The following is a 13,860-nucleotide window of genomic DNA, read 5'->3' as shown; positions in this document are numbered from 1 at the left end:
GCAAGCAGCTCATCATGTACTGGAAATAACAGTTCACTAAATTCTTTAATCTCACTAGGAAGATCAATAAACTATCAACATTATCAGCCAGCATTGCTTTTGCAACTTCAATTCTACCTTTTTTATGATCGGTTTGGATTATTTTATAACCTATAGCATTTTGTCTAGCAACCAATCTGGTGCTTCTCTACCTTTTTCCCACTTAGCAAATCTCATCTTTTCTTTTAGGTAATATTCTCTATATGCTTCTATTGGGTTACTACATTTATATCGATCAGGTAACGCTTGTGTAAAAGCTTGTATATCAGCTGATCGAAATATTAGCAAATTCTTGTTATTATTGCACCAATCTATAACTTCTTCGGATTTATGCGTTCTTTTGTATCGCAAGCTATATTCTATACACAATTCTTTTCCATGTTTTATTAACCAATCAAAGTTTCCTTTTGATTGTCTAGCCCATAAAGAACAAGGATGGTTTTTGTGAGTAAGTTTATATGGAACTTCTATATTCTGGTTTGTAATGCTGACTAAAGGATTTGGCTCTTTTAATGCGATTGAAAAAACACTGCTAAGCAATTGAGCAGTTTCTAGCGGCATTTTTACTATGTGCTTATCGCATAACATTTGTGCTGCAGTTACAGGATTTTCGTCTAATATAAAGATATTCATCTAAGCACCCAGAGATAGAATTTTTGCGTAGTATTTATTTCAATAAACCCTAAAATATCATTCGGAAAATGGATAAAGCTCAGTTAAAAAAGTTATACACAATTCCGAGGAACCTTTTCAAGCTACAATGAACGTATAGCTACCACTCTAGCAATATTATTTCTCACCCACTGAAGATATTGCACGGTACTGTCTACTTGATCGTCGTGACGGGTTTCTGGAAACATTAAAATCTCATACTCAAAGTCGCTAAGCCATACTGCTTGGTTAGGGAGAAAAACCCTCTCAGATTCTATAATTGGGACAATTCGGTGAAATCGAGTTAATTTGTCATCATGTGGTACTATTTGAATAATAGGTAAATCACTGTTTTTCCTGAGCTCCTGAACCAATTGCTGACCGCTTACTTTTGCTTCGATTAAAATTGCGTGTGGCTTCCACCGTGCAGCCAGCGATAGAACTTTCTCTTTAAGTTTTGGATATTCAAGTTTTGCGCGATATACATCGAGTAAATAGAATGTATTATCTACCTTTGTCCAGGTAGTGCAGACACTAAAGTCACTTGTATTGTTTGTTGAAATTGCAGTATCCCAACTTTGTGTTACATGCAAGAGGCTATCAGGAAAATTTTTATAGCGCTTCAACCACTCTCGTTTAATTATACCACTTGAAAGTGGTAGAGGGTTTTGTTGGTATTGAGCAGCAAAACCATAACTTCCAAGTTCAGCTTTTATCATCTCAATTTCTTCTTTTCCTTCATTGAGGTGATATAGCAACTGACCTTCTTCTCTTGAGTATAATGCCCTTTCAGGTACAGCGCGTGACCATTCTTTTACGGTTGAATGTTCTGAATCGCGTTTTCTCGGCACTGGAATGACAGGTTCGATTGAATAAATAATCTCCTTATCTTCAGCTATTATTGGTAAACATACATGGTGCCATATGTTTTTTGGTTTACAGAGGAGGTGGCCAGTTAAATCTTCCAGGTGTAACCTGTGCATCACAAGAACGATAACTCCTTTTTTTCTGTCGTTGAGCCTGGTTACTAAAGCCTGATCAAACCAGTTTGCAGCACGCTTTCTAAATGTTTTGCTCAAAGCTTGTGCGGGACTTAGTGGATCATCCACGATAATGAAATCTCCACCTTCACCGGTTAATGTTCCCCCAACTGATGTTGCAATTCGACATCCTCTTTGCACTGTTTGAAATTTATATTTAGTGTTTTGATCTTTGCATAATTCTACTTTTGGAAATAGCTCTCTATACCAATCAGATTGCATTATGCATCTGGTATCGAGTGAGTGCTTTTCGCTGAGCAGCCGAGAATAACTTGCAACTATTATTCTTGCAGTTGGCTGATTTCCGAGTATCCATGCTGGCCATGCAACACTTACACAAATGGACTTCATTGAACGTGGCGGCATATTGAATATTATTCTTTTCACTTCACCTGAACTTGCTGCTTCAAGCCTGTCTGCTATGACTTTTATATATTGATAATCATTATACTCACACCCCGGCACTACCGTTTGAAAGCATAATTCAATGAATTTGAGAAGGTTTATATTGTTCATAAAATTAAGATTTGTTGATTTTTTTTAAGATTTTATTTATTATTAAATTAGGCTAGTGGAGATTAAAATATGAGAAAAATTAAAACACGAACTAAAGAAGAATTTATAAAAACTCAAAACGGGATGAAAATAGAGACAATTACGCTTCTTGGTAAAAATCAAAATAGTAATCAAGGTGAAAAACATCTGATATACTTTATTGGCGGAAATAGAGCATTAAGTCCTAGTAAAGATTATTCCCAAAATTGGAATTGGGCCACAGAGCAAGGGATAACTGTACATCTTTTTAATTATCCTGGACTTGGTTTAAGTAAAAACAGTTCATTGATACGTAGCAATAGAGTTAAATCTGGTATAGCAGTTGTAACTAACTTGTTGGAAAAAGGTATAAAACCAGATGATATTATATTGTTTGGAGACTGCCTAGGTGGACATGTGGCTGCAGAGGTTCATAAAAATTTTAAGTATAAGGATATACATTTAAGATGCATCGTTAGCAATGCTGCAAGTTCACTTAAACAAGCTTCTCTTTATTATTTTGGATTCATAGCAAAATTAAAAATTTTTCTTGCTCCGATAATCAAATTGGTACTGAAGATTTTTGGTTGCCACTGGAAGACATATAAAATCGTAAATTCAATTACTCCTTATACAATGTACTTTAATCGAGAGGGAGATAAAACGATAAAACAGCCAGCGCAACTTGCAACAGAAATAGAAAAAATAGATCAAAGCGGTAGAAGGAAAGATTATCAAAAGAAAGAAATATTTGAAGATTTTGAGGAATATGAAGGCTTTTTTAAGCAGCATACAACATTAAGAAAGAATGATAAATGTATTGATTCTAAAAAAGCTGATAAAGATATACATAAATTGCCAATTACGTGTTTAAAGTCTTCCAACAAAACTGATTACACTTTTCCTGAGCTGATTAGTTTATATATTCAAATAACAGATGAATATTTTTCTAAACATGGCTCATTAAATAATGAAGAGAAGATTAAAGCATTTAAAGAAAGTAAATTTTATAAAGATTTTTCAAGCTGTAAAAATTCAAAGGGCTTTTTGCATAATCACATGAAGAAGCAAGAGCATCCTTCGATGTCATTTCAGCATGTGATAATAGAATCTGGGGAAAAAAAGACCTTTCTTAACAAGTCAAAGAAGGCTAGTTGCTCTTAACTTGACGCGTATACTTTTTTTTAACATTTGAGCCATCTGTATCTGTTCAGATGCATGCAAATATTGAAACCAGTGTTTCTTTTCTTATCATCCGAGTACTGGGATCCAGAAGAATTAATTGTGAACAAATAGCTATACGATATTTTCAATAAAATTACAAAAAAGATGGATTCCAGACTGGAATGACACCGTCATAAACTGCTAGGTCTTCATAATGTCATTCCAGTACTGGTATCCAACTAAATTGGTGAACACTTTACAGCATTTTTGATGGAAAGAACTAGATGCCAGTGTCAAGCACTGACCCATTTTTCCTTAAGTTTTTGCAGCTTGTGTTCTATTACAAAACCACTGTGGTACTAACGAGCGGTAAAATGGTAGCGAATCTAAACTAAAAAGAATGCATTCTTACACTGCTTGAAAGTCTACTAAATTCATTTTTAAAGAATAATAATTATAACATACTTTGTGCGTGGTTAAGATAGCTCTGGAATAGTGTAAAGAACTATGTCATCATTGAAGAGAAATTCATCTGTTGTTTTGTACTCTTTATTAATTTTATAAGAATCATAAACATCGTAATCTGCTTTTGTATGGTAATCACAATATTGAAACTTACCCTCTTTATTGAAAGAGCCAAATTGATCAATTAATGTAGCCATTTTCTCACGTTTTGTTAATTCAAATACATCAGCTGGGCAGTGGTTTGGAGAATTCGGATTAGTAGTTCCTTCCGCAATAAAAAACGATGGTTTATCGTTAAGTAACTTGCAGAAATTTGGCTTATATTCCTTTTTCATACAGTTTAAACTTATATATTGATATTTATCTGGAACATTTGAGTATTGAGGATCATATTTTTTATGTTCAAAAAATTCATTACCTAAGAAATTACAAAACGTTAATTTATAATCATCATTATTACTGGACTTTACTACTTTAAGATAATGAAAGTTTCTAGGAATTTTTATCTCTTCTTCTGTAATGTGATTATGTATGACCAATTGATCATCAAGCATGCAGTAACCTATTTTTGGTAAAGTAGCTACAAGCTTACCGTTTAACATGATATCTGCTTGATAAATATCATCCGATAATGCTTTTCCCTTCTGCAAAGTAAAATCCTGTCCTGCCTTAGCTGTTGCTTCTGATAAACTGCACTGCTCAGTCTTAGTTAAGTTTTTTATTATTGTTGATACCTCACTGATTTCTAATATATCATGTTCATTTTTTGTGTATTGATACTTATAGCAACTACCATCTTCACATACTGGAAGACATTTTCCTTCTTCATCTGATATATAGATATAATCACCTTCTATTGTAAAATAAAGTCCACTTTTTTCTTCTTTAATCTTTTCTATTACTGGGTCATTTTCATCGTTAAAATTGATAAAATTGAGTACTCCAGTTATATCTCTACCAGACAATTTGAGGCCAAAGTCAGGACTATCTTTTATGTTGTAAAGCGAAATCAAGATAGGTTTTGATTCAAGCTTTTCTATAATATTGTTTCTATTTGTACTTATTATAGCTTCTTGTTCTACAATAAGATCCTCTTTAATAGAGTTTCCACTTTCATCAGATCTTTCTGCCTGCAGGGGTAAGTTTCCTTCATATAAAGATATTTTATCTCCCTGCTTCTTTAACTTTAAACCATTAATATTCTCTACTTTAATTGTACCAATATGTGAATGGATAACCTTACTATTTTTGTTTAATATATAATATTCAGCAGGAAGTTTAATCAATTTTTTATAGAGCGGATTTTTATCCTCTATTTTAAATATATGTTTTTCCATGATATTATCTTAAATAACCAACAACTTGCTGATTAATTTCACTTGGGCTACTAGGAGAAGAGACATCACTCATAGAACTCCTTGGCTGCTCATTATTTGCCACTCTTTTTTCAGTATTAACGAAAGCTCTTTGCTGCTCATTGTCTTTTAATCTTTTTTCCATATGATCTTTAAAAGTAAACAAACATTTACTAGTTTGTTTGTAATTAGGGAGTGATTTTTTTGCAGTTACACGCAAGAACTCCAACAACTCGTTATGACTTTCATCATTAAGTAATGACTTATTGATAATGGTTGACTGCAGTTCTACTGGATTAAAATTTAGACTTTTCTTTGAAATGCCGCATTTCACAGCTGTTTCTCCTAATACTTCTTCAAATTTTTTTACAATATCTACTGCATCTATTATTTTTGTCACTCGATTAAGCTCCTCTATTTCATTTTTTACTTTATATTCGTCCTGTCCTACCGCAGAGTAAAAGAAATTTATTACTTGAGATATAAATGAAGTTGATCTGCTTGCTCTGCTTGTCACTGATGATTTTTTAGTTTCCCTCCTTCTTCTGCGTGCACTACAAACTTGATCTGCAGGATTTGTTGTACAAAACATATCTCTTACCCTATCATGAAATGCTTCCGCATTTTCTGCGGATTGAAGTGCTTGATCAGCAGAATCTTCAGCTTCTCCTGTAAGATTCACTGTTTGATTGTGTAGTATTTTAACCTTATCTTCCGTATCTTTAGCTTGTTTGGCAAAACCTTCTGAAGCATTTTGAGCTGCCTCTGCTGCTTTTTTAGCATCCAGAGTTTCATTTTTTGCTTTTCTTATCTCACGTAAAAACTGATCAGCTAATGTAGCACCTATTCCATCTTCTCCCTTGGAACCTGGCAATCCATTCGCACCTGGAGCTCCGGTATCTCCTTTTGGACCTGGCATACCTTTAAGACCAGATCTACCAACCTGACCTTTAGGTCCTTGCACACCTATCTCTCCCTTAGGTCCTTGCAACCCATTCGCACCTGGCTCTCCTTTGTCACCTTTAGAACCTATCTCTCCTTTCTTACCCATATCACCTTTTATTCCCATAGCTCCGTCTAATCCTTTAGGACCAATATCTCCCTTTGTTCCATTTATACCTGGCTCACCTTTTATGCCTTGAGGTCCTATATCTCCTTTTAATCCGTCTATACCTGGCTCACCTTTTATGCCTTGAGGTCCTATATCTCCTTTTAATCCGTCTATACCCGGCTCACCCTTGTTACCTGTAAGACCTTGCGTACCATTGAAGCCTCTTAGACCTGGCTCACCTCTAGGACCTTCTGGACCTTGCAATCCATTTGCACCTGGCTCTCCTTTGTCACCTTTAGAACCTATCTTTCCTTTCTCACCCATATCACCTTTTATTCCCATAGCTCCGTCTAATCCTTTAGGACCAATATCTCCCTTTGCACCTTTTGTTCCATTTATACCTGGCTCACCTTTTATGCCTTGAGGTCCTATATCTCCTTTTTCTCCCTTTGGACCTTGGACTTCTCCTGGATTTTTCCTTAGTTCTTCTACAATGCTTTGTGTTAGCTCGGTATTATTTGCAAGGTTTTCTACTAATGTATGATTAGCATCACTTAGTAACACATCTGCTAGCTCTTCCATTCTGTTATCAGCTAATGCAATGGCTATTCCTGTTTGAATATCTTGATTACTAATAATTCTTCCTGCAACTTGCTTCTCTAATACTAAATCTCCGTCTTGGTCACGATATTCAAGCACCTGATTAGCAATAGTGCCATTATTAATTAATTTTTGTGCAATTTCTTCAGGACTTGCATCTCTACCTTTATCACCTTTAGACCCAGTATCTCCTTTGTCACCTTTAGAACCTATCTTTCCTTTCTCACCCATATCACCTTTTATCCCCATGGCTCCGTCTAATCCTTTAGGACCAATATCTCCTTTTAATCCACCTGTACCTGGCTCACCTTTTGGACCTTGTGCACCTGGCTCTCCTTTATCACCTTTAGAGCCAGTATCTCCTTTAGAACCTTTTGGACCAGGAAAACCTCGGTCACCCTTTAACCCCCGTTCACCGTTACGACCTGGTTCGCCCTTTTGGCCTGGAGGACCTTGTACGCCTTTAACTAACTCTTTTAAAGAATCTTCTCGCTTTACGCGCTCACCAAAAAAATGTGCTACTCTTTCTGAAAGTCCCTTGGGATTACGCTGATCTTCTTCCATTATAGCTGCTGCTAAAGGATACAGATGGGTTCTGTTAGAAGAGAATGTGCTAACAACTTGATTAATACTTGGAGTTACTCCATTAGTGCCTTGATTCCCTTTTTCTCCTTTAGGGCCTATAGGACCTTTATCTCCTTTTGATCCATGCGCACCATAAGTGTTGAAAGTGCTATAAGTGGAGTGATACAAGGTGATTGACGGCATGTAAATTCCCTCCTGATAGTAAAACAATTGAACGTATAAAAGAATCATTAAGATCCAATGTGAATTGTAATAGTGCTATTTTGAATCCGTGTAGATTATTTTTGATTTTATAAACAAGAAATAACAAAGCCGTAATAATAATCATGTAAATATACACCTTCATGCCATTCATAGTATGGCTTAAAAAGTGCTTATATCCAAGATTTTGCTTTATAAATTTAAAGAATACCTCTATGTCCCACCTGCGCCTATATAGCTCTGTTACTTCATAAGCTAACATTTCAAGCAAGTTGGTTAAAAACCATATTTCATCTCCTGCCTTATTTCGAATTTTTATTAAACGTAGGTCATGCTTTTCTGCTACTTTACCTCGTGCACGATAAAGATTAACTATTATATCTTCTAAAATCTCTGATCCATCCGATTTTTGTTCTCCTATAACTTTGTTCCTGCTTATAACATCATGTTTTCTTCCTACTTTAACTCTTGTGATAAATTTGTACTCCTTTTCATCAAATTCGGCAAAAGTTCCAACTTTTCTGATTCCTCTATCAAATAATAAAATATCCTCTTTTTCAACTTTAGCTTCATTAATGGCTCTCACTAATGCTATATCTTCACTAATTTCTTCTTGTCCTTTACAAAATCTTATACTTGTCGGCAATTGATCCTTTAATCCTACACTCACTTTAACTTGACTGTCGTTACTTTTACCGCCTATTTTTAGCCCATCTTTTATGAGATATCCCGATAAATTTATGATTGTCGAATCAAACTTATGTAAATTATTTGATGTTTTTTGGGGTAATAGCTTTTTAATCTTGCTCATCAAATCAATATATACTCCCTTAAAATATTCTGGATTTATAACTTTTAACCTTTTTGACAAACCACTGTATGTTACTGTACTTTTATCGCTATTCTTATCCATTATACACCTGTTTATTACCATTTCTAGCGCTCTTAAGCTTGTTTTTTGCCCCATTAATATTAACTTCATTAGACCTTTAAATATAATCTTGCCCAACAATTTAGTATTACATTTATCTACTTCACTTAATTTTCCTAGCCTTTCTAAATCCTCATCTTTTATTAAATTTAGTACTCTTTCTATTTGATCCATTATTGCCTCCATTTTCTTGCAATAACAGTTCTTTATACTTTTCTGATACTACTTTCAACACTTATGCCATGCGCACCTGACGATCCAGTATCTCCTTTAGAACCTTTTGGACTAGGAAAACCTCGGTCACCCTTATCACCTTTGGAACCTTGGTTGCCCTTTAGACCCGGTTCACCCTTTTGGCCTGGAGGACCTTGTATGCCTTTATCACCTTTAGAACCAGGCATACCTTGTGCGCCAGTCTCACCTTTTTCGCCGTCACGACCTTTTTTACCTATATGGCCTACACCAACTGCTCCCGGTCTACCTTGAGGACCAGGCGCTCCATCGAAGCCTCTATCACCTTTTTGTCCCCTTTCACCTGGCTCACCTTTAGGACCTTGTACACCAGTACGTTCTAATCTCTCTATTCTGTGTTTTAAAAGTTCAATTTCTGTTTCTAAATTTATATGTTCTTGAATATTCACATCAACCTCCAAAAAGTTATCAAAATTTTCTAAGTTATAATAATAAGGATATGGACCTGGTCTATTGTCGTGCTCATACCCAAAAGAATTAGGGTTAAAATTATAAAAATTTTTGCATGTGCTATTTTCATACGATATGCAACCAACATAACTATTGCCTAACTTTTTTACTGCGAAATAGGTATCTTGTGCTTTCAAGCTCTCCATTTCATGAAAAGGGAATAACTCGAATGTATTGCTTATACGAGTAAATGCTGAAAGGATATCATTCAATATGCCAACTTTTCCACCAGTTAAATTATATACCTGAGCGCTCCTATATAATTTGTATATATTTCTTGATTCTTTAAACAAATAGTCTCCTATTTCTATTTTGAGTCTTTTATCAGGTGAACTTTTAAGATCTTCCAAAATAAGACTGACATTTTTGCTACTAATTATGTCTTTTGGATCTATTAAAACCTTCCTGTTTTCTAGCAGTTCATAATAAATACTACAGCTTTCACGATTATATGCGTTAACATAGAAACCATTTGTGTAATTCCGAGGTATAAGATCAATAGTAGCTATGATAGTATCTTTGCCATCATAGTAATAATAATAAGGTTTATCAGAGGTAGTAACTAAAGCGAATTTGTAATCATTTCCTACCCTTTCTAGCTTTAATTGTGGCCATTCAGATAAGTCGTTTAGTATACTTGCCACGTCATGCTTCAAATCCCAAATTTGAAAACTCAGGCCAATATTGTTGTCGATGATAATGTAAGATACACTAGGCAGGCTAAATGTTGTTTTGTTATTTAATCTTATTTGTGCAGGTACCCTACGACCAGTTCTATTATTACAATCGTTTTGTGGAATATCTTCTTTTTCTAGTTTAAAACGCATCTCCACCTCCCTTTGCGATTAGATATAGTTAATTTATGGGTATTAATTATTGATTAATAATGATGATAAGTAAATATGATTATGCTTTATACTAATTTAATTATAAACTAATTTGTGAAAGAAAGTTATTTTTTTACAACTGAGCATAAAAATGCTTTATATTATCGAATTTCTTACTACTATAGCTCTTTCATCTGATAGATGATGTCGTTCCAGTTCTTCCATAATCTCGCTGGAAACGTTTTCAGTATAGGAATAAATTTTATTAATCTAAAGAAACACCCTTACCCTCAGGATAAAGAAGCTAGTTAAATTTGTCAAGCAATTTTTTCATGACCAGCTAGATAAATAGCTACTTCTTCAATTTGATTGAAGTAAAAAACTGGTTTCCATTGCGGTAAATAAGCAACATTACTGAATCTTTGCCGTCTTTTTTTACTGCTGAATCAATTTGTTTTTGAAAATCATTAGTATTTTCAATATCGATTCCATCTAGTTGAATAATTATATCACCTTTCTTAATAACACGTAGTGTAGAATTACTACTACTATTTACACTAGTAACTACTACACCCTTTGTGGGTGCATTATTTTTTAGTTCTTTTGGCAAATTTGAAACGGTTAAACCACTTATATAACTAGATGTTGATTTATTTTCTTCTTGATTATTACCTGAATCATCATTTGTAGATTCCTCGATTGCAACCTTGATATTGACTTCTTTACCTTTTCTAAGTAACTTAACCTGTACTTTCTTTCCGGGCTCAGTTCGTGAAACAATATGAGGTAATTGCGTCATTCTATCAATTTTTTTGCCGTCAAACTCTAATAGTATATCACCTACTTTGATTCCTCCTTTCTCTGCAGGACTGCCCTTTACTACGCTTGCAACTAATGCACCTTTGATATCTTTTAAACCCAAGGATTCAGCAAATTCTTTTGTTATAGGCTGAACTTGCACGCCAAGCCAACCATGTTTTATTTTTTTACCACTTTTTAATGTATCAATAATTGAAATAGCTAGATTAGATGGTATAGCAAAGCCTATACCCACGTTACCGCCAGACTCAGATGGGGAATAAATAGCAGTATTAATGCCTATAACTTTTCCATTTAGATGAAATAGTGGTCCCCCTGAGTTACCTCTATTAATTGCAGCATCAGTTTGAATAAATTCATTCATAGTACCAATACTAATGTCTCTAGATCTTGCAGACACAATTCCTGTACTTACAGAGCCACCCAAACCAAAAGGGTTGCCTATTGCAATAACTGTATCACCAACTCTTGCTTTATCAGAATTACCAAATTCAACAAAAGGAAGATCTTTATCAGAATTAATCTTAAGCACAGCAAGATCAGTTTTTGCATCATAGCCTAAAACTTCTGCTTTGAAATAAGTATTATCGTTCATAGTAACTGTAATATCTTGGGCATTTTTAATAACGTGATAGTTGGTTACTATGGTTCCACTTTTATCTATAATAAATCCAGACCCAAGTAACGTCACTTCTCTATTAATGCTAGGAGCTCTATCAAAAAATTGATCAAAATGCTCGAAAAATTCTCTAAAGTCATCAAAGAAATTATTTCTTGGCGTAAAGGGAATTTTAGTTCTACTGTTATTTTCTTGCTTAACTATTTGCTCACTTGAAATATTTACAACTGCGGGAATAAGTTCTTCCACTATATCAGCAAGCCCTTTGTTACAACTACATACAGGATCTGCAACTGTTTTTGTAAACAGATTAGCATGTGAAGAAAACGAAATTAAAAAATATGCAAATATAGATAAAATAATTTTCATAAACTATTTCCATCCCTTGTTCAAAATATCTAAGAAATTATTATTTGGTGAAAGCACAAATTTAGTATTACCCTCAGCAAATGATTTATTGTAAGCTTTCATAGAGCGATAAAAGTTAAAGAACTCTTCATCAGCCTTAAATGCCTCATTATAGATTCTAGTTGCTTCAGCATAACCACGGCCTCTTATTTCATGTGATTCTTTTACTGCACTAGAGACAATTCCCCTTTTTAATTTATCAGCTTTTGATCTAATTTCTTGTCCAGCTTGTTCTCCTTCTGCTCTAATTTCTTTTGCTTCCTTTTCCCTTTCAGTTTGCATGCGGCGAAATATTGCAGAACTATTTTCTTCTGGTAGATCTGCTCTCTTAATTCTTACATCTATTATTTCTATGCCAAATTTTCCAGCTTCAGAATAAACTCCACGTTGAATTAATTGCATAACTTCTGATCTCTTTTCATTCAATAAACTAATTAATGAAAATCTTCCTATATTCTCCCTTATGTGAGCTTCTATGACAGGATATAATCTTCTAACTAGCCCTGATTCACTTTTCACAGTTTGATAAAAAGTGATAGGATCTATTATTTTATATTTTGCATAAGCATCTACTATAATACGCTTTTGATCTGCAGTTATCACTTCCCTTGGAGTTTTATCAGGACTTAGATCTAAAATTCTCTTATCAAGAAATTCTACGTTATTTATAAATGGTAGCTTAAAATATAAACCACTGTCCCTAACATCTTTTACGACCTTACCAAGTTGTATAACTATCGCTTGTTTTGTTTCTTGAACAACGAAGATTGAATTAGATAAGGCAATCAATAATACAACAAATATAAAAGCAAAAACAATTTTAATATTACTACTCATGACTATTTCCCTAAATTTGTAAGAGGTAAATAAGAGAACATACCTTTCAGATCGTCTGTTATAACAAACTTATCTACCTTGCTGAAAATATTTTCCATAGTTTCAAGATAAATACGATTCTTAACAAGAGAAGGATTTTGTCTATATTCTTCATAAAGAGATAAAAAGCGATTTGCATTACCTTTCGCTTCATTTATTATTTCGTTCTCATATGCTTCTGCATCTAACTTTATCTTTATTGCCTCACCTTTTGCACGAGGTATAATATCATTACTGTAAGCATATGCTTCGTTTATAGTACGCTCCTTATCTGCACGAGCACTTTGGACATCCCTAAATGAGCTAATCACTTTTTCTGGTGGGTCAATTTTTTTCATTTGAACAGATAAAACTTCTATACCCATTTGATATCCATCAAGAATCTGTTGCAATAAAATTTTAGTATCTCTGGAGATTTCAGCCCTACCTTGACCTTCGAGTGCAAAAGAGATCGTATTTTTACCTATTATTTCTCTCATAGCACTTTCAGCAGCATTTTTAACGCTGAAACCAGGTTTATAATCCCGCACTTTGAATAAATAATCTTTGGCATCTCTAACTTGCCACTGGACCTCAAAGTTAACGTTGACTATATTCTCATCTCCGGTAAGCATCACTCCTTCACCACGATCTATATCTCGCCCATAAGAGCTGCTTATCCCAATTTCTTCACGATTTACTTCTTTAACATTCACTTTAAAAACCTTACCAATAGGGTAGGGAAAGTGATAACGCAAACCAGATGTTTCTGTATTGGAATATTTGCCAAAAGTAAGTTCTATACCTTCCTCACTCGGATGGACAATATAGAAACCAGTACAAAAATAAAACAACAAAACAATGAAAATGATGAAATAAGGTTTTTTCCCTCTATTTCTGGTTAAACCATTAAAAAAGCATCTTATATCAGACACAGCTTTACTTAAAATATCTTCATTACTTGGACCTGACGGTTTCTTTCCAAGATTCCAAGGATTACGCTCATCCATAAAA

The 13,860-nt window shown here is 34.2% G+C and carries 10 protein-coding genes; 1 reads left to right on the top strand and 9 read right to left on the bottom strand.

Annotated elements, in window-relative coordinates; all coding sequences use genetic code 11:
- Positions 1-150: 150 nt before the first annotated feature.
- Complete coding sequence (locus BWZ41_RS01900; RefSeq protein ID WP_143689218.1) at positions 151-672, bottom strand: pyrimidine dimer DNA glycosylase/endonuclease V; 522 nt, start codon at positions 670-672, stop codon at positions 151-153.
- Positions 673-794: 122 nt separating this feature from the next.
- The gene (terL, locus tag BWZ41_RS01895) at positions 795-2,246 is read right to left on the bottom strand and encodes a phage terminase large subunit (RefSeq protein ID WP_143689217.1); all 1,452 of its coding nucleotides are present in this window, start codon (positions 2,244-2,246) and stop codon (positions 795-797) included.
- A 69-nt stretch (positions 2,247-2,315) separates the two neighbouring features.
- Here terL and BWZ41_RS01885 point away from each other — a divergent pair, with 69 nt between their 5' ends.
- Positions 2,316-3,428 (top strand): alpha/beta hydrolase family protein, encoded by a 1,113-nt coding sequence (locus BWZ41_RS01885; RefSeq protein ID WP_177429448.1) that lies wholly within the window; start codon positions 2,316-2,318, stop codon positions 3,426-3,428.
- A 476-nt stretch (positions 3,429-3,904) separates the two neighbouring features.
- On the opposite strand, the gene BWZ41_RS01880 is transcribed toward BWZ41_RS01885, so the two are convergent.
- The 7 genes from BWZ41_RS01880 to hflK form a co-directional block, all read right to left on the bottom strand.
- Positions 3,905-5,230, bottom strand: coding sequence for a hypothetical protein (locus tag BWZ41_RS01880; RefSeq protein ID WP_143689216.1), 1,326 nt, complete (start codon positions 5,228-5,230; stop codon positions 3,905-3,907).
- A 4-nt stretch (positions 5,231-5,234) separates the two neighbouring features.
- Positions 5,235-7,667 (bottom strand): collagen-like protein, encoded by a 2,433-nt coding sequence (locus BWZ41_RS01875; RefSeq protein ID WP_241653854.1) that lies wholly within the window; start codon positions 7,665-7,667, stop codon positions 5,235-5,237.
- A complete protein-coding gene (locus BWZ41_RS01870; RefSeq protein WP_158619486.1) occupies positions 7,633-8,790 on the bottom strand; it encodes an IS4 family transposase in 1,158 nt (385 codons plus the stop codon). The genes BWZ41_RS01875 and BWZ41_RS01870 overlap by 35 nt, the downstream gene beginning before the upstream one ends.
- 32 nt (positions 8,791-8,822) lie before the next feature.
- A complete protein-coding gene (locus BWZ41_RS01865; RefSeq protein ID WP_241653853.1) occupies positions 8,823-10,145 on the bottom strand; it encodes a collagen-like protein in 1,323 nt (440 codons plus the stop codon).
- Between the two features lie 352 nt (positions 10,146-10,497).
- Positions 10,498-11,952, bottom strand: a complete 1,455-nt coding sequence (locus BWZ41_RS01860) for a DegQ family serine endoprotease (protein ID WP_143689215.1) — start codon at positions 11,950-11,952, stop codon at positions 10,498-10,500.
- Between the two features lie 3 nt (positions 11,953-11,955).
- Positions 11,956-12,828: a protease modulator HflC gene (gene hflC, locus BWZ41_RS01855; RefSeq protein ID WP_143689214.1), complete on the bottom strand. Its 873-nt coding sequence runs from the start codon at positions 12,826-12,828 to the stop codon at positions 11,956-11,958.
- Positions 12,829-12,830: 2 nt separating this feature from the next.
- Positions 12,831-13,856 carry an FtsH protease activity modulator HflK gene (gene hflK / locus BWZ41_RS01850; RefSeq protein ID WP_143689697.1) on the bottom strand — a complete coding sequence of 342 codons (1,026 nt, stop codon included), beginning with the start codon at positions 13,854-13,856 and terminating at the stop codon, positions 12,831-12,833.
- Positions 13,857-13,860 lie beyond the last annotated feature (4 nt).

This window comes from Wolbachia endosymbiont of Nilaparvata lugens (assembly GCF_007115045.1).
In the GTDB taxonomy this organism is placed as follows: Bacteria; Pseudomonadota; Alphaproteobacteria; order Rickettsiales; family Anaplasmataceae; genus Wolbachia.
This window is presented reverse-complemented; position numbering and strand designations above follow the sequence as displayed.